Source organism: Streptomyces sp. cg36, assembly GCF_041080675.1.
Classification (GTDB): domain Bacteria; phylum Actinomycetota; class Actinomycetes; order Streptomycetales; family Streptomycetaceae; genus Streptomyces.
In genome coordinates this window covers 449,113-471,666 of record NZ_CP163520.1, presented here as the reverse complement: position 1 = coordinate 471,666, position 22,554 = coordinate 449,113, and the positions used below count along the sequence as shown (strand labels likewise).

At 73.2% G+C, this 22,554-nt stretch carries 16 protein-coding genes; 12 read left to right on the top strand and 4 right to left on the bottom strand.

The features are described from left to right. Positions 1-48: 48 nt before the first annotated feature. The 3 genes from AB5J87_RS02055 (at position 49) to lanL (ending at position 4,156) form a co-directional block, all read left to right on the top strand. Positions 49-1,035, top strand: coding sequence for a GlxA family transcriptional regulator (locus tag AB5J87_RS02055; protein WP_369373229.1), 987 nt, complete (start codon positions 49-51; stop codon positions 1,033-1,035). Positions 1,036-1,222: 187 nt separating this feature from the next. After that, positions 1,223-1,384 (top strand): SflA family class IV lanthipeptide, encoded by a 162-nt coding sequence (locus AB5J87_RS02050; protein ID WP_180357040.1) that lies wholly within the window; start codon positions 1,223-1,225, stop codon positions 1,382-1,384. A 12-nt stretch (positions 1,385-1,396) separates the two neighbouring features. Next, positions 1,397-4,156: a class IV lanthionine synthetase LanL gene (gene lanL / locus AB5J87_RS02045; protein WP_369373226.1), complete on the top strand. Its 2,760-nt coding sequence runs from the start codon at positions 1,397-1,399 to the stop codon at positions 4,154-4,156. Positions 4,157-4,317: 161 nt separating this feature from the next. Here the strand turns inward: lanL and AB5J87_RS02040 are convergent, their stop codons facing one another. Next, a complete protein-coding gene (locus AB5J87_RS02040) occupies positions 4,318-4,704 on the bottom strand; it encodes a tRNA-binding protein (RefSeq protein ID WP_369373224.1) in 387 nt (128 codons plus the stop codon). Between the two features lie 311 nt (positions 4,705-5,015). Here AB5J87_RS02040 and AB5J87_RS02035 point away from each other — a divergent pair, with 311 nt between their 5' ends. The 8 genes from AB5J87_RS02035 to AB5J87_RS02000 all read left to right on the top strand — a co-directional run bounded on the left by AB5J87_RS02035 (position 5,016) and on the right by AB5J87_RS02000 (position 17,321). Then, positions 5,016-5,687: a HEAT repeat domain-containing protein gene (locus AB5J87_RS02035; RefSeq protein WP_369373222.1), complete on the top strand. Its 672-nt coding sequence runs from the start codon at positions 5,016-5,018 to the stop codon at positions 5,685-5,687. 3 nt (positions 5,688-5,690) lie between these two features. Then, complete coding sequence (locus tag AB5J87_RS02030; protein ID WP_369373220.1) at positions 5,691-6,815, top strand: MerR family transcriptional regulator; 1,125 nt, start codon at positions 5,691-5,693, stop codon at positions 6,813-6,815. A 182-nt stretch (positions 6,816-6,997) separates the two neighbouring features. Next, the gene (gene abc-f, locus AB5J87_RS02025) at positions 6,998-8,623 is read left to right on the top strand and encodes a ribosomal protection-like ABC-F family protein (protein WP_369373218.1); all 1,626 of its coding nucleotides are present in this window, start codon (positions 6,998-7,000) and stop codon (positions 8,621-8,623) included. Between the two features lie 236 nt (positions 8,624-8,859). After that, positions 8,860-12,555 carry a nitrate reductase subunit alpha gene (locus tag AB5J87_RS02020; RefSeq protein WP_369373216.1) on the top strand — a complete coding sequence of 1,232 codons (3,696 nt, stop codon included), beginning with the start codon at positions 8,860-8,862 and terminating at the stop codon, positions 12,553-12,555. Beyond that, entirely contained in the window at positions 12,556-14,220 is a 1,665-nt protein-coding gene (gene narH / locus AB5J87_RS02015; protein WP_369373214.1) for a nitrate reductase subunit beta, read from the top strand. After that, positions 14,217-14,843, top strand: a complete 627-nt coding sequence (gene narJ, locus AB5J87_RS02010; protein ID WP_369373212.1) for a nitrate reductase molybdenum cofactor assembly chaperone — start codon at positions 14,217-14,219, stop codon at positions 14,841-14,843. Before narH ends, narJ begins: the two co-directional genes overlap by 4 nt. After that, positions 14,840-15,529 (top strand): respiratory nitrate reductase subunit gamma, encoded by a 690-nt coding sequence (gene narI, locus AB5J87_RS02005; RefSeq protein WP_369373210.1) that lies wholly within the window; start codon positions 14,840-14,842, stop codon positions 15,527-15,529. The genes narJ and narI overlap by 4 nt, the downstream gene beginning before the upstream one ends. 133 nt (positions 15,530-15,662) lie before the next feature. Next, on the top strand, positions 15,663-17,321 hold the full coding sequence (locus AB5J87_RS02000; RefSeq protein WP_369373208.1) for an FAD-dependent oxidoreductase: 1,659 nt from the start codon (positions 15,663-15,665) through the stop codon (positions 17,319-17,321). Positions 17,322-17,465: 144 nt separating this feature from the next. Here the strand turns inward: AB5J87_RS02000 and AB5J87_RS01995 are convergent, their stop codons facing one another. From AB5J87_RS01995 to AB5J87_RS01985, 3 genes are all read right to left on the bottom strand, one after another. Then, positions 17,466-20,117: a glycosyl hydrolase gene (locus AB5J87_RS01995; protein ID WP_369373206.1), complete on the bottom strand. Its 2,652-nt coding sequence runs from the start codon at positions 20,115-20,117 to the stop codon at positions 17,466-17,468. A gap of 406 nt (positions 20,118-20,523) precedes the next feature. Beyond that, on the bottom strand, positions 20,524-20,673 hold the full coding sequence (locus AB5J87_RS01990; protein ID WP_369373204.1) for a SapB/AmfS family lanthipeptide: 150 nt from the start codon (positions 20,671-20,673) through the stop codon (positions 20,524-20,526). 231 nt (positions 20,674-20,904) lie between these two features. After that, a complete protein-coding gene (locus AB5J87_RS01985) occupies positions 20,905-21,507 on the bottom strand; it encodes a polysaccharide deacetylase (protein WP_369373202.1) in 603 nt (200 codons plus the stop codon). A 308-nt stretch (positions 21,508-21,815) separates the two neighbouring features. Between AB5J87_RS01985 and AB5J87_RS01980 the strand changes: the two genes are divergently transcribed. After that, entirely contained in the window at positions 21,816-22,505 is a 690-nt protein-coding gene (locus tag AB5J87_RS01980) for an antibiotic biosynthesis monooxygenase (protein ID WP_369373199.1), read from the top strand. Positions 22,506-22,554 lie beyond the last annotated feature (49 nt).

The following is a 22,554-nucleotide window of genomic DNA, read 5'->3' as shown; positions in this document are numbered from 1 at the left end:
TCGGTAAACCCCAGTGTCCCGAACGACACGATGGGGTACTTTCGCGCCATGACGCTCAGCCCGTGGCCGAACTCCCCGGCGCCGCACCGGGTCGTGGCCCTGGTGCAGCCCCCGCAGTCGGCCTTCACGCTGGCCTGCGCGAGCGCGGTGTTCGGCGACCACGGCCCGGCGGTCCCGGCCCGGTACGCGTTCGAGGTCTGCACCGAGCACCCCGGCCCCGTGCGCACCCGGGACGGCTACGACATGCTGGTCACGGCGGGTCTGGACGCGTTGGAGCGGGCGGACACCGTGCTGGTCCCGGGCTGGCGGCAGCCGCCCGGCACCGACGTGCCGTCGGCGGTCGTCGCGGCGGTCCGGCGGGCGCACGGGCGCGGCGCCCGGATCGTCTCCCTCTGCTCGGGCGCCACCGTGCCCGCCGCCGCCGGACTGCTGGACGGCCGGCGCGCGGCCACCCACTGGGCCTGGGCCGCCGAACTGGCCACCCGTTTCCCGCGGGTCGAGGTGGACCCCGCCGTTCTGTACGTGAACCACGGCGACGTCGCCACCAGCGCCGGGGCCGCGGCCGGGGTGGACCTGTGCCTGCACCTGGTCAACGCCGACCAGGGCGCCGCGTACGCGATGCGGATCGCACGGCAGCTGGTGATGGCGCCGCACCGCGAGGGCTGCCAACTGCAGTACGCCGAACTGCCCGCCGGACCGGACACCGCCTCGCTGGCCCCGCTCCTGGAGTGGCTGTCCGAGCACCTCGACCAGCCGGTCAGCGTCGCCGACATGGCGCTCCGCTCCCGGGTGTCACCCCGTACGCTCACCCGGCGCTTCAGTGAGCAACTGGGCATCAGTCCCGGCCGCTGGCTGCTGGAACGGCGGATCACGGCCACCCGGGCGCTGCTGGAGGAGACCGATCTGCCGGTGGAGACCATCGCGCGCCGGGTCGGCCTGTCCTCGGCCGTCAATCTGCGCCGCCGCTTCCACGAGGCCCTGCGCACCACCCCCGCCGCCTACCGGAGGGCCTTCCGCGCGGAGAGGGCGGGGTAGGGGTGGGCGGAGAAGCGCTTCAGGCGCTCGTTCCGCGCCGCGTGCCAACTGGCTGAAAAGCGCGCTTTGTTGGGCGCGATCCATCAGGTCATCCCTCTTGCCGGTGAGTTCGACATCGGTGAAACTGGCATGCGCTTGACAATCTCTCCACCGAACCTTCCCTTTTTGCGCACAGAAAGGACCCGCAATGAGCCCTGTGGCACTGCAGATCCGCGACGCCGGCCCGCTCGACGTGGCCGTTGAGGAAGAAGAGATCCCGTTCGAGGAGCAGGCCGACCCGAGCCGCGGCCTCCAGGCGTGTCTGGCCGACCCCTGGGTGACGGCCACGACCCGCTTCGCCTGCGACTAGGCGAGGACGCGAGTGGCGGCCGGACCGGCCTGGGCCGGTGAGGACGGGTCAGGGACGGCCGCCGCTGGCGAGCACCGCACGGACCCGGAAGACCCCCTCGACGGGCGGACCGGGAAGCGGCAGCCCGGGAAAGGGCTCGCCGAGCGACTGGAGCGGCTGCTGGACGGCCGCGAACGGCGGATGGCCGCCGACGAGCAGTGGCTCTATCTGTTCGCCCCCCGGCCCGGGGCGGACGAACTGCCGTCCCACGGCTGGAAGTTGCACATCTCCGCCCGCCCGGAAGACCTCGCGCAGGTCGCCGAGTTGATCCTCCCCGTACTGCTGCGCCATGTCTGCGACGCCAAGTTCGCCCGCGACGCGGCGGTGCTGGGCGAGATGAACAGCGGAGCACTCGACGCCGCGCTCGTCGGCAAAGCCGTCACCGTCTACCCGCGCCCGCAGGACGTGACGGCGCTCGGCCGTGAACTCGCCGCACTGCTGGCGGGCCGGACGGGGCCCCGGGTGCTCAGCGACCGTCAGGTCCGCCCCGACGCACCCGTCCACTACCGCTACGGCCCGTTCCGGGCCACCGGCACCGACGACGCCGCGCTCGTCATGACCGGCCCGGACGGGGTGCGCTTCGGCGGCCGTGCGAGCACGCGCTACCGCCAACCGCCGTGGACCGCCGACCCGTTCCGGGCCGCCGCACCGCCCGCCCGCCGCCCCGCCACCGTGATCGGCGGCCGGTACCGGCTCACCGCGGGCGTCTCCCGCTCCCCCCACGGCGACGTCTACCGCGCCGTGGACACCGTCTCCGGCGAGCGCGCGATCGTCAAACAGGCCAGGGCGCACGTCGGGGAGGGCTCCGACGGCGTCGACGCCCGGGGGCGGCTGCGCCACGAACACCGCGTCCTCGCGGCACTGGCGGACGTCGATGGCGTACCCGGGGTGCGCGACTACGTCCGGCACGGCGAGGACGAGTACCTGATCACCACCGACCACGGGCCGGGCGACCTGCGCCGCGACGTCCTCGCCCACGGGCCGTACGCGCCCGTACGCACCGGCTCCGGAGCGGCAGGGGCGGACGCCGACCCCCGGGATTTCGCGGCGCTGACCCGCCGTCTGCTGACCGTGCTCGACGCCGTGCACGCCCGGGGCGTCGTGGTCGGCGACCTCAAACCGTCCAACGTGGTGCTCGGCGAGGACGGCACCGCACACCTCGTGGACTTCGGCGTCAGCGCCCTGCGCGGCGAACGCCCCGCCGGTGCGACGCCGGGCTACTCGATGCCGGTCTACCGCGCGGGCCGGCCGGGCGGACGCGCCGACGACCTGTACGCGCTCGGCGCCACCCTGTACTTCGCGCTGACCGGCATGGACCCGGTGGTCGTCGACGGCGACCACGCGGTCAACACCGACCGCACCCTGGCCTGTCTGGCCGCCGTGCTGCCGCACGAGCCGCACCGCCCGGCCCGCGAACTCGTCGCCGGACTCCTGGACCCCGACCCGCTGCGCCGGGTCGCGTGCGCGCGGCGGTGGCGCGGACCCACCGCACCGGTGCCCACCGGACACCGGCTCCCGGCGCCGCGCCCGGTCACCCGCGGTCTGCTGGACGACGTGATCGCCCACACCGTCGCGACCTGTGTCCGTGCGGCCGATGACCTGCCCGCCGGGTCGCTGCCCCGGCGCGGGCAACTGCACTTCGGCCTGACGCTCTACGACGGCGCGGCCGGGGTGGGTCTGGAACTGCTGCACCACACCGAGCAGCCGGGCGTCACCCGGGCCGTCCTCGGCCTCGCCCGGCGCACCGCCGACCACAGCGCGCTCACGACCCTGACCGCCGCACTGCACACCGGCCGCACCGGCGTCGACCTCTTCCTCGACGGCGCCGCCGAACTGCTCGGCCGGGCAGGGGAGTTCACCGCACCGCCGAGCACGCGCGCGTACGACGACACCGGAGACCAGATCGGCGGCGCGGCGGGCGTCGGGACCGGGCTGCTGGTACTCGCCCGCCGCGCCCACGCGGCGGGGCGGTACGAGGAGGGCGGCGCGCGGCTCGCCGCGGCGCGGGAGTGCGCGCGCACCCTGCTGGCGGCGGAGGACGGACGGGAGAGGCCGGCGCCGCAGCGCTCCGCGGCGGCGTCGGAGGCGGCCTTCCCGTTCGGCTTCGCCCACGGCCGGGCGGGAATCGTCCACTTCCTGCACGCCTACCACCGCCACACCGGCGACCCGGCCGCCGGCGCCGCCGCCCGCTCGGGTCTGGCCGAACTCGCCCAGCACACACCGCGCCTGCTGGCGCTGGCGGCCCGCCCCGAGGCCCACCGGCGCTACGGCTCCTGGTGCCGGGGGCTCGCCGGGATCGGCACCCTGCTGATCGAGGCGGGCGGCCATGAGGGCGACCCCGGGCTGACGGAGCTGGGAGTGCGGTGCGCACGGGCGTGCCGCGACCTCGCACCGAGAATGAGCCCGGTCTCCCAGTGCTGCGGGCTGGCGGGGGTGGGCGAACTGCTCGTCGACGCCGAGGCCGTCACCGGCGACGGTACGTTCCACCGCGCCGCCGAGGAGGTGGCGGGCCTGATCCTGGCCCGCAGCGGCGGCACCCCGCGCAGGCCGGTGTTCCCCGACAACACCCTGGCCGCCACCGGCCCGGGGTGGGCCACCGGCAGCGCGGGCGTCCTGTCGTTCCTGCGCCGCCTGCGCGACCACGGCGGCCCGCGCCTGTGGAGCGAGGCCACACGGACGTCCGCGACGAGCCCGGCCGCCCCGGCGCCCGCGCGTCCCGGCAGCGGGCACTGAGCGAAGACCTCTCCCATGGCGGCGAACCCGGTGGGGCACGCCCCGCCCGGCGCGACGGCACGGGCCGACGACGTCGGCGGGCCGGGCAGCCGGAGCTGCCCGAACGGGCGGCGGCACCGGGCGACGGCGCCTCCGTACCGCGCCTCGGCGGTGCCCGTCCCTCACATCAGCCGCGAGCCGGGCTCCACATGGTGGTCCGGGGTGATCAGCGCGGCATTGCGGCCGTTCTCGTCGGGCACGCCGAGGACGAGGGCCTCGGAGAGGAAGCCGGCCACCTGCTGGGGCGGGAGGTTGACGACGGCGAGGACGGTGCGGCCGGGCAGGTCGTCGAGGTCGTACAGGTCGGTGATCTGAGCGCTGGACTGGAGGGTGCCGAGCTCACCGAAGTCGATCCACAGCTTGTACGCGGGCTTGGGCGCGCGGGAGAAGTCCTCGGCCCGCAGCACCCGGCCGACGCGGATGTCCGCGGCGAGAAAGCCGTCGATGCCGAAGCCGATGCCCGCGCCGATGTCGGTGCTGTCCACGGCGCGGCTGGGAGCGTCTGTCATGGGGGGTCCTCGCGGGGCGGTTGTGGATGGTCATGGGCAGAGCGGCGTGGGGGGCGCGTGGAGCGTCCGCGTGCGAGACCTTCCGGAGCGGGAGCGAACGTCCGGGCGTTCCCCTTCCTCTCTCACCTCAGTCCTATCGGGCGGACCCGCGCCCCGGCAGGTCATCGGGGGCAGCCCCGGGTGAAGCCGGGGCAGCCTGAAAGGGCCAACCCGCGCGGCCCGGCGTCGAGGGCGGCGGCGCGTACCGGCACCCGTCCGGTTGACCTTGACACGGTGACAAGGCTTTCACTGCTTGCCGAGGAGGTGGTCCCATGACGATCACGACACAGGACGCCGACGCGTACCGGGTGCTGCGAGGACTGGAGGACGCGGAGGCGTCCGTACGGCTGCGGGCGGCCCTGGCGGCCGGTAGCGCGCCGCAGCCCCGCTTCGTCGCCGCCCTCGTCCGGCGGTGCGCGGTCGAGCCCGAGTTCTTCGTCCGCGACATGCTGACCTGGGCGCTCACCCGCCACCCCGCGGCGCTCACCCTGCCCGAGCTGGTCCGCGCGGCCGGGCCGGGGCGCGCACAGGCGCGGAGCCAGGCGCTGCACACGCTCTCCAAGATCGGTGACCGGCGGGCCTGGCCCGTGATCACCCGGGAGCTGCTGTGCGACGCCGACGACGAAGTGGCGCGGAGCGCCTGGCGGGCCGCGGTCCTGCTGGTGCCGGAGGGCGAGGAGCCGGAGCTGGCCGACGTGCTGGTGACACAGCTCGGGCGCGGCGGGCTGGAGACCCGGCTGAGCCTGAGCAGGGCGCTGGTCGCGCTGGGCGAAACCGTCGGGCCGGCCCTGCGGGCTGCGACGATGGGGCCCGACCCGCGCGTACGGACGCACGCGCTCGCCACCCAGCGGCTGCTGCGGGACCCGGACACCGGATTCGAGTTCGCCATCGAGGAGGCGAAGCGCGTCGTGGCCCTCGGCGGACCGGGTCAGGAGGGACGATAGGACGTGTTGATCGGTGAGGTGGCGCGGCGCTCCGGCGTCAGCGCCCGCATGCTCAGGCACTACGAGTCGCTCGGTCTGCTGCGCCCCTCGGGCCGTACGGGATCCGGATACCGGGAGTACGCCGGTGCGGACATCCGGCGGATCTTCCAGATCGAGAGCCTGCGCTCGCTCGGCCTCTCGCTGCGGGAGATCGGGCGCGCGCTCGACGAGCCCGGCTTCGCGCCCGCCGCGCTCGTCGGCGACCTCATCCGCCAGACGCGTGAACGGGTCGCGGCGGAGACCGAGTTGCTCACCCGGCTGCAGCGGATCGACGCGGCGGAACCCGATGGCTGGGAGGACGTGCTCCAGGTCGTCGCACTGCTCCAGGCGCTGACGTCCAAGAGCGCCGAGGCCCGCCAGCGCGCGGCGCTCTCCTCGGGCGAGGAGAGCGCGGTGCCGGTGGAGGCGCTGGTGGAGGCGGTGCTGACCGAGGAGGACCCGCTGGTCGCCGGGGCCCTCCGCTGGGCGCTGGCGCGCTCGGCCGACGGCGCCCCCGCGCTGCTCGCGCAGGGCCTCGCGGCAACGTCGGCCGCCGTACGGGAACGAGCCGTGCGCGCGCTGGCCGAACTGCCCGGCGACGGGGCGACGGGGGCGCTGCGCGACGCGCTCGCGCACCCCGACGCCGTCGTCCGTGGCCACGCGGCCCTGGCGCTCGGGACCCGCGGCGTGGCCGAGGCGGCCCCGACGCTCATCGGCATGATCGTGGCGGGACGGAACGACACCGACGCGGCCGACGCCCTGAGCGTGCTCGCGCACGACGCCGCGGCGGCGGACCGGATCGCGGGCGGGCTGGTGGACCGCCTCGCCGACGGCGGCACGGGGGCGCCCGCGCGGGGGCGGCTCACCCAGGCCCTGGCGGGCATCCCTGGTGAGCGGGCGTCGAAGGCCCTGGAGGAGCTGTCCCGGGACGGGGACCGGGCCGTCGTGCTGACCGCGTCCTATCTGCTGCGGCTGCGCGACACGGAGTCGGCCGCCACCACCGCTGTCGGCCGGGCGGACCCGGGGGAGCGGCGTGCGACCGGCCGGGACGAGGGGTGCGGTCGGCGTCCGGACGGTGGCGGCTGCGGAGGTGCGCCCCGCCGGGGGTGAGGCGAGGGCGCGGAGGAGGAAGCCGGAGGCACGCGGCGCGGCGGCGGATCCGGCGCCTGAATGACAGTGGCGAGACGATCCGTCTTGTTCAAGCGTTCGCCTTGCGCTATCCTCCTTCGAGACGGAACGTCTCGTCTCTTGCGAGTGCTCCGCTGCCCTGCCCCCCAACGAGGAGATTCCACTTGACCCGTGGTGATACCCAGCTCGTCCTGTCCGACGTCACCAAGCGCTATGACGACCGCGTCGTGCTCGACCGCGTCTCCCTCACCGTCCGGCCCGGCGAGAAGGTGGGCGTCGTCGGTGACAACGGCTCCGGGAAGTCCACCCTGCTGCGGCTGATCGCCGGGCGGGAGGCGCCGGACAACGGAGTCGTCACCCTCCGCGCCCCCGGCGGCGTCGGCTACCTCGCGCAGACCCTCGATCTGCCCGGCACCGCCCGCGTCGGTGACGCCGTCGACCTGGCCCTCGCCGAACTGCGGGACCTGGAGCGGCGTCTGCGCGCCGCCGCCGGGACCGACCTCGACCAGTACGCGCGCCTGCTGGAGGAGTACGAGGTGCGCGGCGGCCACGACGCCGACCGCCGCGTCGACACCCTTCTGCACCGGCTCGGCGAACGGGCCGTGCTCGACCGCGACCGCCGCCTGGGCACCCTCTCCGGCGGTCAGCGCTCCCGGCTCGCCCTCGCCGCGACCCTCGCCGCCGAACCGGAGCTGCTGCTGCTCGACGAGCCGACCAACGACCTCGACGACGCGGCGGTGGCCTGGCTGGAGGAGCGGCTGAAGGCCCACCGGGGCACGCTCGTGGCCGTCACCCACGACCGGGTCTTCCTCGACCGGGTCACCACCGCGGTCCTGGAGATGGACCGGGACCGGCGCACGGTGCGCCGCTACGGCGACGGCTACGCCGGATACCTGACCGGCAAGGCCGCCGAACGCGCCCGCTGGGAGCGGGAGCACGAGCAGTGGCGCGCGGAGGTCGCGCGGCACTCGGCGCTCGCCGACTCCCACATCGACCGGCTCTCCGCCATTCCCCGCAAGGGGCCGTGGGCCTTCAGCGGTGCGGGCGCGTTCCGTGCGCGGTCGCGCTCGCACGGTGCGATGAGCAGGATCCGGTCGGCGCGGGAACAACTGCACCGGCTGACTGAGCGACCGGTTCCGCCGCCCCCGCAACCCCTGCGCTTCTCGGCGCACCTCGAAGGGAGCGGGGGAGCGGTGGAGTTGGACGGTGTGACCGTCGAGGGCCGGCTGTCCGTCGACCGGCTGACGATCGCTCCGGGCGAGCGGATCCTGGTCACCGGGGCGAACGGCGCGGGCAAGTCGACGCTGCTCCAGGTGCTCGCCGGTGAACTCGCCGCCGACTCCGGCAGGGTGCGCCGCCCGGCCCGCGTCGGATCGCTGCGCCAGGACGTCGCTCCCGCGACGGACCCGCGCACCCTGCGCGAGGTGTACGGGGTGGAGCGCGCGGCCGAACTCCTGGAGTTCGGGCTGTTCACCGCGGCCGATCTGGTGACACCGGTGGCCGCCCTGTCGGCGGGCCAGCGCCGCAGGCTCGAACTGGCGCGGCTGGTGCGGGAGCCGGTCGACCTCCTGCTGCTCGACGAGCCCACCAACCATCTGGCTCCGGCGCTGGTGGAGGAGGTGGAGCGGGCCCTGGTCCCGTACGCGGGAGCGATCGTCGTCGTCACCCACGACCGCAGGCTGCGCGACCGGTTTCCCGGCAGGCGGCTGGAACTGGGCGCGGGCGGGTTGCGGGAGGCCGGTACGAGGCGGCCACAGGGGCGTCCGGAAGCCATGAAATGCCATGGCTGAAAACCTTCGCTTGCAAAGTATCTGCGCATGACAAGTAGTGCAAAGTGCAAGGAAAACTCTCGCTACCACTCCTCAAAGGTCGCGGAAGTCGGATTTGTTGGGCGGGAGGCGGCGGGATGCTGAGCGAGTAAGCGGTTGCGCGCCCACCCGGCTCGGTGGGCGTTGCTCCGTCGCGTTCGCAAGCAGGGTGGTGGTGGGTGGTGCGAGGCCGGGTGCGTGCGGAGAAGGCGGCTCGGATGGCCGCCGATGCGGCTGATCAGCTGTTCAAGGCGGGCCAGATGTTGCGCAGGGCGCCCACGACGCCCGATCTGCGGGCCGAGTTCCGCACCGATCAGACGGTCAACGACCGCCCCTACCGCGAACGTTGGGCCCACGACCGGGTGGTCCGCTCCACCCACGGCGTCAACTGCACGGGCTCGTGCTCGTGGAAGGTGTACGTCAAGGACGGGCTGATCACCTGGGAGACCCAGCAGACCGACTACCCGAGCGTGGGCCCGGACCGCCCCGAGTACGAGCCGCGCGGCTGCCCGCGCGGCGCCTCGTTCTCCTGGTACACCTACTCGCCCACCCGGGTGCGCCACCCCATGGCGCGCGGTGTGCTCGTCGAGATGTACCGCGAGGCCAAACGGCGCCACGGCGGCGACCCGGTGGCCGCGTGGGCGGAGGTCAGCGCGGACGCGGTCAAACGGCGGCGCTACCAGTCGGCGCGCGGACACGGCGGTTTCGTGCGCGTCGACTGGGAGGAGGCGCTGGAACTCGCGGCGGCGGCCCAGGTCCACACGCTCAAGGAGTACGGGCCGGACCGGATCGCCGGTTTCTCACCGATCCCGGCCATGTCGATGGCCTCGCACGCGGTGGGCGCGCGCTACCACTCCCTGATCGGCGCGCCCATGATCTCCTTCTACGACTGGTACGCCGACCTGCCGATCGCCTCGCCGCAGGTCTTCGGCGACCAGACCGACGTGCCGGAGTCGGGGGACTGGTGGGACGCGGCCCACCTCATGCTCTGGGGCTCGAACGTGCCGGTGACGCGCACACCGGACGCGCACTGGATGGCGGAGGCGCGCTACCGGGGGCAGAAGGTCGTGGTGGTCTCGCCCGACTACGCCGACGCCACGAAGTTCGCCGACGAGTGGCTGCACCCGCACCCCGGGACCGACGGCGCGCTGGCCATGGCGATGGGGCACGTGGTGCTCACCGAGTACTTCGTCCGGCGCCAGGTCCCGTACTTCACCGACTACGTGAAGCGCTTCACCGACCTGCCGTTCCTGGTGGCGCTGGAGGAGCACGGCGAAGGACGGTACGTACCGGGGAAGTTCGTCACCGCCGCCGACCTGGGACTCGCCCAGCACGCGGCCCCCGAGACGCGCTACTGGATGCCGGTGCTCGTCGACGCCGACACCGACGACGTGGTCGTTCCCCGCGGGACGCTCGGCGACCGCTGGGCCAAGGGCGCCGAGGGGCGGTGGAACCTGGACCTGGGCGGTGTGGACCCGCTGCTGACCTTCCACCACCACGGCGACGGCGCCACCGCCGGACAGGGCGTCGAGGTGGTCCTGCCCCGGTTCGACGAACCCGGTGCGACCGTGACCCGGGGCGTGCCCGTGCGCGAGCTCGGCGGGCGCCCGGTGACCACGGTGTACGACCTGCTCCTCGCCCAGTACGCGGTGGCCCGGCCCGGCCTGCGCGGCAGCTGGCCCACCGGCTACGACGACGCCACCGAGCCCTGCACCCCCGCGTGGCAGGAGGCGGTCACCTCCGTACCGGCCGGGGCTGCGGTGCGCACCGCGCGGGAGTTCGCGCGCACCGCCGAGCAGACCCGGGGCCGCTGCATGATCGTGATGGGGGCGGGCACCAACCACTGGTTCCACTCGGACACCATCTACCGCTCCTTCCTGTCGCTGCTCCTGCTCACCGGCTGCCAGGGGGTGAACGGCGGCGGCTGGGCGCACTACGTCGGCCAGGAGAAGGTGCGCCCCTACACCGGCTGGCAGCAGCTCGCCTCGGCGGCGGACTGGGTGCGGCCCTCGCGGCAGATGGCGGGCACACCGTACTGGTACCTCCACACCGACCAGTGGCGCTACGAGTCGTACGCCGCCGACGCGCTCGCCTCGCCCACCGCGCGCGGCACCTTCGGCGGGCGGCACACCGCCGACCTGGTGACCCAGTCCATGCGGCTCGGCTGGATGCCCTCCTACCCCACCTTCAGCGCCAACCCGCTCGACCTGGGACGGCAAGTGCGCGAGAGCGGGCGGGAACCGGCCGACTGGGTGGCCGCGCGGCTGGCCTCGGGAGAGCTCGACTTCGCGGCCGAGGCGCCGGACGCCCCGCGCAACTGGCCACGGGTGCTCACCGTGTGGCGGGCCAATCTCATCGGCTCCTCCGCCAAGGGCAACGAGTACTTCCTGCGCCATCTGCTCGGCGCCCAGGACAACGCGCGCGCCCGGGAGGCGCCGCGCGACAAGCGGCCACGGGCGCTGGAGTGGGAGGAGGAAGCCCCCCGGGGCAAGCTCGACCTGCTGCTCACCCTGGACTTCCGGATGACCTCCACGACGCTCTTCTCCGACCTCGTGCTGCCGGCCGCCACCTGGTACGAGAAGCACGACCTGTCCAGCACGGACATGCACCCCTTCGTGCACGCCTTCACCCCGGCGATCAACCCGCCCTGGCAGGCCCGGACCGACTTCGAGATCTTCCACGGCCTGGCCCGCAAGGTGAGCGAACTGGCCGAGGGCCGCCTCGGCGTGGCGCACGACCTGGTGGCGACGGCGCTGCAGCACGACACGGAGGGCGAGACGGCCCAGCCGGGCGGGCGCGTCACCGACTGGCGCGACGGGCGCACCGCCCCCGAACCCGGCCGCACCGCCCCCGCGGTGACGCTCGTCGAGCGCGACTACACCGCCGTCGCGGACCGGCTCGCCGCGTTCGGCCCGCTGGCCGAGGAGCACGGCATGACGGTCAAGGGCCTGACCGTCAACCCGGGCCCCGAGGGGCACTGGCTGGCCGCCCGCTGCGGCACCGCCACCCGGGGCGCCGCCCTCGGCCGCCCGCTCCTGGACACCGACGTCAAGATGTGCGAGGCGATCCTCGCGCTCTCCGGCACCACCAACGGGCGTCTGGCGGCCGAGGGCTTCGACCGGCTGGCCGACCGGGTGGGCGAAGGCGCGGGGCTCGCGGAGCTGGCCGCGTCGGTGGCCGAACGCCGGGTGGTGTTCTCCGACACCCAGGAGCGCCCCGTGCAGGTCGGAGCCAGCTTCGAGTGGTCGGGCAAGGAGGCGCCCGACCGCCGGTACTACCCCTTCACCATCAACACCGAGCACAACAAGCCCTGGCACACCCTCACCGGACGCCAGCACTTCTACCTCGACCACGACTGGATGGCCGAACTGGGCGAGCAACTCCCGCTCTACCGGCCACCGTTGAACCTGGACGAACTCGGTGAACCCCTCGGGCCGCAGGAGCCCGGCGAGGGCCGCGCGGTGACGGTCCGCTACCTCACCCCGCACTCGAAGTGGTCCATCCACTCCGAGTACCAGGAGAACCTGCTGATGCAGACGCTGGCCCGGGGCGGCCCGGTGATCTGGATGAGCCCGCAGGACGCCGAGGCCATCGGCGCCGCCGACAACGACTGGGTGGAAGCCGTCAACGCCAACGGCGTGGTGGTGGCCCGGGCGGTCGTCTCCCACCGCATGCCGCGCGGCACCGTGTTCATGTACCACGTGCAGGAACGGCTGGTGAACGTCCCCAAGGCGGAGACCGGCGGGCGGCGCGGCGGCGTCCACAACTCGCTGACCCGCCTCCTGATCAAACCGACCCATCTGATCGGCGGCTACGGCCAGTTGTCGTTCGCCCCCAACTACTACGGCCCGACCGGAAACCAGCGCGACGCCGTGACGACGATCCGGCGCCGCTCGCAGAACGTGGAGTACTGAATGGCTCGCAGCGAGCACGCGGACACGCCCGCGCCCGGGCGCCGCAGGGTCATGGCGCAGGTCGCCATGGTCATGAACCTCGACAAGTGCATCGGCTGCCACACCTGCTCGGTCACCTGCAAGCAGACCTGGACCAACCGCCGGGGCACCGAGTACGTCTGGTTCAACAACGTCGAGACCCGCCCCGGACAGGGATACCCCCGGGGCCACGAGGACCAGGAGAAGTGGAAGGGCGGCTGGCGGCTCAAGAACGGCCGTCTGGTGCCCCGCAGCGGAGGCCGGGCCCGCCGCCTGGCGCACCTCTTCGCCAACCCCGACCTGCCCGCGCTGGACGACTGCTACGAGCCGTGGACGTACGAGTACGAGAACCTGACGACCGCGCCGCTCGGCGACGACGTGCCCACCGCCCCGCCGCGCTCCCTAGTCGACGGCCGCCCCACCCGGATCACCTGGGGCCCCAACTGGGACGACAGCCTCGGCGGCGGGCCCGAGCAGCTCGCCGCCGACCCCGTACTGCGCAAGATGAACGAGCGGGTGCGCCTGGAGTACGAGCAGGCGTTCATGTTCTACCTGCCCCGCATCTGCGAGCACTGCCTCAACCCGTCGTGCGTGGCGGTCTGCCCGTCCGGCGCGCTGTACAAGCGGATCGAGGACGGCATCGTCCTCGTCGACCAGGACCGGTGCCGGGGCTGGCGGATGTGCGTGACCGGCTGCCCGTACAAGAAGGTGTACTTCAACCACCAGACCGGCAAGGCCGAGAAGTGCACCTTCTGCTACCCCCGCATCGAGGCGGGGGAGCCCACCGTCTGCTCGGAGACCTGCGTGGGGCGGCTGCGCTACCTCGGCGTCATGCTCTACGACCCGGACAAGGTGGGCGAGGCCGCCGCCACCGAACGGGAGCAGGACCTGTACGAGGCGCAGCTCGGCTGCTTCCTCGACCCCGACGACCCCCAGGTGGCCCGGGACGCCGAGGCGTCGGGCATCCCGCACGACTGGATCGAGGCGGCCCGCCGCTCCCCGGTCCGCGCCCTGATCACCCGCTTCCGGGTGGCGCTGCCGCTGCATCCGGAGTACCGGACGATGCCGATGGTCTGGTACGTGCCCCCGCTCTCCCCGGTGGTGGAGGCGCTGACCGCGAGCGGGCACGACGGCGAGGACCCGGCCGCCCTGTTCGGCGCGATCGACTCGCTGCGCATCCCGCTCGCCTACCTCGCCGAACTCTTCACCGCGGGCGATCCCGCCCCGGTGGAGGCCGCGCTGTGCCGGCTCGCGGCCATGCGCACCCACATGCGGCGGGTCAACCTCGGCGAGGAGCAGGACCCGCGCATCGCCGGGGCGGTCGGCCTGGAGGCCCAGGACGTCCTCGACCTGTACCGGCTCCTGGCGCTCGCCAAGTACGACGAGCGGTACGTGGTGCCCACCGGCTACACCGGATCCCCGTCGCCCGGCGGCGACCTCGACGGGTGCAGTCTCGACGGGGCGGGCGGGCCCGGCATGATGCCCGGCGCGGGCTTCGACGCCGACGCCTTCCACGCCCCGCCCGCGCCCGGCCGCGAGCCCGAGTCCGCCAGTGGCTCACCGCGCGGCCGGATCAACCTCCTCAACTGGAACGGCAAGGGCCGCCCCGACGGTCTGTTCCCCCGTGACGCGGACGGAGTCCGGTGAGCCGCCCGGTCGTCCACCAGGCCGCCTCCCTGCTGCTCGGCTACCCCGGGCGCACCTGGACCGATCGGCTGCACACCGTCCGCACGGCGCTGGAGCCCGTCCCCGGTCCGGAGGTCGGGCATCTGCTGCGCTTCTGCGCCGAGGTGGCGGACACCGCGCCGCTCGCCCTGGCCGCCCAGTACGTCGCCACCTTCGACCGCAGCGGGCGGCGCTGTCTGTACCTGACCTACTACACCGACGGCGACACCCGCCGCCGCGGTGCGTCACTGGCCCGCATCAAGTCCCTCTACCGCGAGCAGAGCTGGCTCGTGCCCGAGGACGAACTGCCCGACCACCTGCCCCTCATGCTCGAATTCGCCGCCCGCAGCCCCGAGGCCGGTGTCCCGCTGCTGTGCGAGTACCGGCCCGCCCTCGAACTGCTGCGCTACGCGCTGGAAGCCCACCACAGCCCCTACACCGGTGTCGTGGAGGCGGTCTGCCGGACCCTGCCCGGCCCGCGCCCCGCCGGGCGTGACGCGGCCCTGGGGCTCGCCCGCACCGGTCCGCCCGTCGAACTCGTCGGCCTCCAGCCCTACCCACCCCACACCCCCCACCCCCCGCACGGGGAGGAGCCCACCCGGTGAAACACCTGCACATCGCCCTGTGGGGCGTGCTGCCCTACCTCGTACTCACCGTCCTCGTCGCGGGCACCGCCTGGCGCCACCACTACGACCGGTTCGGCTTCACCACCCGCTCCAGCCAGCTCCACGAACACCGCTTGCTGCGCGTCGGCGGGCCGCTCTTCCACTACGGACTCCTCTTCGTGGCGGCGGGCCACGCCATCGGGCTGCTGGTGCCGGAATCCCTCACCGAACGCCTCCACGTCCGGGAGTGGCTCTACCACGCCAACGCCCTCGCCGTCGGCGGGACCGCGGGCCTCGCCACCCTCACCGGCCTGGCCGTCCTGCTCCACCGGCGCCTGCACGTGCCCGCCGTGCGTGCCGCCACCAGCCGCAGCGACCGGGCCGTCTACCCGGTCCTGCTCTGCGTCCTCCTGGCCGGTCTCACGGCCACCGCCACCACCCTGGAACACGACCCCTACGACTACCGGCGCGGAGTCTCCCTCTGGTTCCGGTCCCTGTTCACCCTCGACCCCGACGTCTCCGCCATGGCCCACGCGCCGCTGGTCTACCAGCTCCACGCGCTGCTCGGCATGGCCCTGTTCGCCCTGTGGCCCTTCAGCCGCCTGGTCCACGCCTTCACCGCGCCCCTGGGCTATCTCGTCCGCCCGTACATCGTCTACCGCTCCCGGGGGACCGTCTCCTCCTGACCGGTTCGGCGGTCGGCCCTCACGGGTTGGTGCGGGCGTGGCGCTGAGGCATGATAGGGCGTCAGAAATCAGCCATGGACGGTGAGTTACGGATTCTACGGGGCCTGGCGGCGTGTTGCCCGGGGTGGGTGATATGGACCGGCCCGGACTGGAGGTCGTGGTGAACGGATCCCACCTCAACCCGCTCAGCCGGCGCGGGCTGCTGGGCGCGGCCGGTGCGGCGGTGGCCGCGGGTGGCGCCGGCGCCCTGGGCGCACCCACGGCGTCGGCCGCCGACGGTACGGCCCCGCAGGAGCCGCCGTTCGGGCCGGTGACGGTGCGGCCCGGTGACACCCGGTACGAGAGCCTGCTGCGCGGCAACAACTTTCGTTTCGTCGGACGGCCCGACGAGATCCGTGTCGTCGGCTCGACCGAGCAGGTGGTGCGCGCGGTGGACGACGCCGTGCGTTCCGGTCGTACGGTCGCGGTCCGCAGCGGCGGGCACTGCTTCGAGAACTTCACCGCCGACCCGTCGGTGCGGATGCTCCTCGACCTGTCGCCCATGGACGCCGTCGGATACGACCCGGCGCGCGGCGCGTTCTCGGTGCGGCCCGGAGCCACGCTCGGGCACGTCTACCGCACCCTGTTCAAGGGCTGGGGCGTGACCGTCCCCGCCGGGGGCTGCCCCGAGGTGGGGGCGGGCGGACACTTCGCCGGTGGCGGGTACGGGCCGCTGTCACGCCGGTACGGATCGGTGGTGGACCATCTGTACGGCGTGGAGGTCGTGGTGGTCGGCCGGGACGGCACCGCGCGCGCCGTCGTGGCCACGCGGGAGCCGGACGACCCGCACCACGACCTGTTCTGGGCGCACACGGGCGGGGGCGGCGGGAACTTCGGGGTGGTCACCCGGTACTGGCTGCGTTCACCGGGGGCGAGCGGGAGCGATCCGGCCCGGCTGCTGCCGCCCGCACCGCGCGCACAGCTCGCGCTCCTGGTCACCTGGCCGTGGGACGACACGATGACCGAGCAGGCGTTCACCCGGCTGCTGCACAACTTCGGCACCTGGCACGAAGGCAACAGCGCGCCCGGATCGCGCTACGCGGGGCTGTACGCCATCCTCATCCCCTCCCACGCCACCGCGGGCGGCTTCCTGATGACCGTGCAGATCGACGCGGACATCCCCGGCGCGAGACAGCTGGTCGAGGAGTTCCTGCGCGAGCTGTACGCGGGCACCGGCCTCCGGGGGAAGGAGACCTGGCTGACGATGCCTTGGCTGCACCCGACCACCTGGCCGGGCACCGGCGAACCCGGCAACGTCGGCACCCGCCGGTACAAGATCAAGGCGGGCTATCTGCGCCGCTCGTTCACCGCCGCCCAACTCGCCGCGATCCACCGCAACTTGACCAACAGCACGGGCACGGCGGGCGGCGGGATGCTCCTCGTCGGATACGGCGGCCAGGTCGGCGCGGTGGCCCCGACCGCCACGGCCGTGGCCCAGCGCGAGGTCGTCATGAAGGCCGTCTACCAGACGATCTGGTCCGCCGAGCAGGACGACGCCGCCAACCTCGCCTGGGTCCGGAACTTCTACCGGGACGTGTACGCCGACACCGGCGGCGTCCCCGTGCCCGGCGCCGTCAGCGACGGCTCGTACATCAACTACCCGGACACCGACCTGGCCGACCCCGAGTGGAACACCTCCGGCGTTCCCTGGCACACCCTCTACTACAAGGACAACTACCCGCGCCTCCAGCGCGTCAAGGCCCGCTGGGACCCGCGTGACGTCTTCCAGCACGCCCTGTCGGTCCGGCCGTGAGCTCCGCGCGCGGGCGATGAGCGTGGTGGTGGCGAGTTCTCGCAAGGTCACTTCGGGGCGGCGGGCGAAGGGGTGCTCGCGGTGCTGGCGCGGCCGGCGGGATCCCGAGCGGGGGACCCGCCGGCCGCGCCGCGCACGGCCGTCTCAGCCGCTGAGGCGACGCGGGCCGAACGACCAGATGCCCCGGCCGTGGGTGGCCGCGTACAGGTCGCCGTCGGGGCCCCGCTTCAGCTGGAGGACGGCGGTGGTGGGCAGTTCGCCGCCCAGTACCCGCCAGGTGCGGGAGTGCGCCGGGCGGTAGAACACGGCCAGGTCCGTGGCGAGGGCGAGGCCGCCGCCCGGCAGCAGCTTCACCGAGTTCGCCGGGATGTCGGGCAGGTCGGCGGAGATGTCCGTCCAGTGGGCTCCGCCGTCGCGGGACTCGAAGAGGTGGCCCACACCCGCGCCGGGACCCTCGGTCCACTTGCGGGAGAAGCCGTTGACCGCGACGTAGACGTGCTGGGCGTCGGCCGGGTCCACCTCGAAGCCGGAGAGGTAGCGGTTGGGGACGGTGCCGTCGACGGGCAGGTCCAGCTGGTGCCAGCCGGTGCCGTCGGCGTTGCCCACGGCGATGCCGCGTGCGAAGCCCTGGTTGTTGCAGGGGCCGCACCAGGCGGCGTACACCGTGCCGCCCGACGCGGCGACGGCGGTGGCGACATGGCCCGCACCGAGGTCGAAGGCGCTCTTCCACTCGGCACCCGAACGGATCGCGAACCCCTTGGTCTGCACCCAGACGTGGCGCCCGCCGGCCACCCAGGTGCCGGTGTCCTTGGCGTCGGAGGCGAGGGGGGCGATGAAGCGGGCCCCGTCACCGCCGAGGTCCTTGTCGGGCGGGGCGACCTCGTACTCGGTCGCCCTGCTCGGGTCCTTGGTCCAGCTCCCGTCGTTGACGCCGCAGTCCTGGGTCACCCACATGTCGAGGTAGACGTACTCCTCGGCGATGTCGCAGCCATTGGCGGGGTCGGCGATGGTGTCGCCGCCGTCGCCGCCGAAGTCGGAACCCATGACCCTGTCGTGGCCGCGTAGGATCGACTGGCCGTTGTCCTGGAGGCCGCCGGTGACCGAGACGCCGCCGTTGGTGAGGTCCTTGCCGACGCCGACCGAGTAGTACTGAAGGGTGTCGAGGGTGCCGTCGTTGAGGGACTGCCAGTCGTTCGCGTGCCCACCGGCGTCGAGCGTGCCGTTCAGCGGGCGGCGGTAGATGCCGCCGTCGTTGCCGACGTAGGCGTACGCCTTGCCGCGGTACGAGCCGACGGCCACCGCGTGCTGGTCCGCGTGGGTGGTGGGGGAGCAGTCGCCGGTCTGCTTCGCCGGGTCGATGCTCCAGCAGGGGAACCCGAAGTTCCAGTACGGCCCGGGAGTGGACCAGCTCGTACCGCCGTCCTTGGTCTCGAAGACCTCTTCCAGACCGAGGTAGACGTGACCGGCGTCGGTGGGGTCCACCTGGAGGAACTCGTTGTACCAGGACTGGATGCCGGGCATGTATCCCGCGCCCTGGAGCGCGGAGCCCGACGCCCTGAGCCGGGAGTAGTCGGCGATCCGGGTCCACGGGCCGAACGGGGAGCCCGACCTGGACACGTACACGCCCTTCAGGCCGCTGTCCGGGTTGGTGGCCGTCTGGGCCGGGGACTGGTCGACGGCGTACAGACGGGAGCCGTCAAAGGCGGCGGCGAAGGTCAGGTTGCCCACGTCGTCGCTGTTGGTGGGCAGGTCACCGAGGCCGCTGACCGGCTTCCAGCCGCCGTCCGCCTGCCGGGCGTAGAGGCCGTTGTAGGTGTCACCGCCCCGCCAGCCCACCGCGAGGAGGACCTTGGCCGGATCCTTGGGGTCGACCGCGATGTCATTGGCGATGTTCTTGTACGGGGCGGAAGGATCGGACGCCTTCGAACCGCCGGGCAGATACTCGGGGTTCGGGGCGAACTCCAGCTTCCACGGTCCCGCCAGGCGCGTCGTCGAATGCGACCAGACGCCCCGGCTGGTGGCCGCCCACACCGTGGTTCCGGCGAAGCGCAGGGCATGGATGACCGTGGACTCCAGCTCGGCGCCGCCGACCCGGCCGCCGGGGCGGAACTGCCCGTGCCGGGGGTCGGCCAGGACGTACACGCCCGTGCCCACGAAGGAGGTCGCCCCGGTGTTGGCCTCGCCGGTGGCGTACCAGAGCCGCTGGGAGCCGTCGAGGGCGAGCGCGCCGGTGGACAGGGAGGGGAGCGCGTCGGCGATGGGCTGCCAGTGTCCGCCGCCGGTCCTCGAACGGAACACACCGCCGTTGGCGCCGCCCGCGTACACATACCCGTGGTCGTCGGCGGCCACCCCGGTGATCCGCCCGGTCACCTTGCCCGAGCCGCCACTGGAGTTGGAGTTGATGTCGCGGTAGCGCGGATCGTCGGAGTCGTACGTCTTCTGAGTGACGTGGTTCCAGTCCCCGGGCGTGTGCCGCATCGACTGCAACTGGTCCCAGGCCGCGCCGTAGGCCCCGGGAGCGACGACGCCGGGTGCGGTGCGCGCCTCGGTGTACTGGGCGGTTGCCTCGGCGGAGTTCTCCGCCTCGTCGGAGCCGTCGTCCTCGGACGCGGCGAACGGGGACCTGCCCGCGTGCACCGCCTCGATGTGCTGTCGGCCGATGTCGGCCTGGTGGCGCGCGGGCCACGGCGCGGGTCTGGCGCCGTCGGCCGCCGCGAAGGACTGGGCGCCCACCAGTCCGAGGGCGGCGGCTGCGACGGTGCAGGTGATGAACCGCCGGTGCCGTTGGGGCAGCATGCCTTCTCCTCCCTGTGCCGGGCGGCGAGGTGGCCCGGCGCGGGGGAGATTCTTGGCGTGCGCGCGACAGCGCGGGAAGGGGGAGGGGAAAAGCATGGGGCGGAATTTGCTGATCGCGTCGTACGGGATGGTCAACAGGCGTGTGGTGTGGGGGACTTGGGGTCGGGGAGGATCGGGCGTCGGATTGATGGGCGGACCGTGGGCGGGCTGCGCATCAATCCGGGGTGCGCTGGGATCGGTACGCCGGACACGGCCGTACCCGCTGGATCCGCAGGGTCTCGTCACCGACCTCTGCCGACGCGTCCGCCAGGAATTCAGTGCGAAGCAATGGCACGACCTCATCCCCGAGGCCGGTCGCCGCAAGCTCTGCTGACGCCTTCGGCCGTGAACTCCGTGCCGGTTGTTCCTATGTGTCGTCGCGCGGCTCGTCGAGACAGAGGATGACGGTGATGGAGCTGGGGCAGAAGAACACGCTGGCAGCGCTGTGCGTCGCGCGCCCGGGTTCGGCCGGGCCGGTGTCGCGGCCCGCGAGCGTCTGCAAATCGAGGAGTACCACGGCTGTGCCCTCTTTCCGCGGTGTGCCGCAGCGGCTGCTGCTGCCGGAAGTGTAGGAGCCGCCATGGGCCAGGGGCAGCGGAAAACCCGACAGGAAGGGGGCCGGAGGGGTGGGGGCCGGATACCACCCGGACACCCCCGGAGGGGGACGCCGCCCCGGCTCGGGGCCGGGGCGGCGTTTTCGGACGTGTGGTGATGTGCTGAGGTCACACCGGCCGGTGTGGGCGCCGCGTCAGACGACGATCTGGACCGCTTCCAGACGCAGGGCCGCGCCGGTCGTGCCGACGGTGATGGGGTTGCCGTTCTGCCAGCCCATCCAGCCGTAGTTCTGGACATGGGCCTGTGCGCCGACCGTACCGGTGGAAGGACTCAGCCACAGGGCTTCCATGGGGCGGGACTGCCCGGTCGTGCCGACGGTGACGGTCTGACCGTCGGCGCCGCACCGTACGTTCTGCCAGCCGGTGCCCGCCACATGTGCTTGGGCGCACATCCCGCCGACACCGTACGTGGTGATCTCCAGGGCCTCGATGGCCCGGCCCTGCCCCGTGGTGCCGGCCACCTGACCGTTGCAGACGGGGCTCTGCCAGCCGATGCCGGCGACATGGGCGCGGTAACACGCTCCCCGGGCGGCGGTTCTCGCTCCGTGCCCGCGTGCGGCGACGACGGCCTTGGCCGCCTCGGCGGAGGTGCGGGCCGTGGTGTTCTTGCCCGAGGCGTTGAGGGAGCTCGTGTGCGACTGGGCCTGAGCGGCCCCTGCGCCCGCCGCGGCGAGCACAGCCGTGACGGACAGGGTGAGCAGTGTTCTGGCGCTCTTGCTGATGATGCCGTTCACCATGGTTCCCTTCCGTTGCTGGACGACAGGCTCATGTCTAGCGAGCCGGCCAACCTCCGGGCAGTGCTTTGCCGCGCAACGGCCGGGAACCGTGGGGCCGCGGCCAGTTCGCACACCATCCGCTCCCAACCGCGCGGCCCCGCGCGCGGCGAGCACGGGATCGCGGCTCCAGGGTCTGCCGGTCCCTGGATCGGGCGGTCTCTCCCCACGCCCTTTCAGCCCGGCCAGAGTGGTCCCGGGCCGGTGGTTCGGCCCGCCGAACGGATCGGGTTCGTACCTCACGTGGCCCGTACTTCGCAGGAGGAGATGGCATGCCCAAGGTTTCCGCCCAGGACGAGAACCTGACCGTCCTCAACATCTTCACCACCGACGCCCCGGAGAAGCAGGAGGGGCTGCTCGGTGCGATGCGCGAGATCGTCGACGCCGCGGCCTACCCCGGTTGGATGTCCTCCACCGTGCACGCCGGGGTGGACAGGCCGGGCACGGCCAACTTCATCCAGTGGCGCAGCCGCGCCGACCTGGAGGACCGGTACAACGCCGAGGAGTTCGAGCACCGCACCCTCCCGCTCTTCGGTGAGCTCACGACCTCGATCCGGCTGCTCCAGAACGAGATCGCGTACTCCCAGAGCGTGTCGGGCGACCGGGTGGAGATCTCACCGGCGCGCTCCGACTACACGGTGATCGCGGTCTTCGGCGTCGAGGAGAAGGACCAGGACGCGCTCGTCGACTCGCTCGGCCCGTCGATGGCGTTCCTGGACGCCGTGCCCGGCTTCGTCTCGCACACCGTCCTCAAGGGCATCGCCGCCCGCGGCTTCGAGGGCTCCTTCGTGATCTCCTACTCGCAGTGGGAGGACAAGGAGGCGTGGGACGCCTACCAGGCCGTGCCGCAGGACGCGAAGCCCGCTGCCCGCCAGGACGCCGAGCGGCGCACCGCCTCGGTCATGACCTCGGTGGACTCCAACACCTACCAGGTGGTCCACACCCGCGCCGCCGGGGAGTGACGAGCGGCGGCGGGGCCGCTCGCGCGATTGCGCGCCGGCCTCGTCGTGC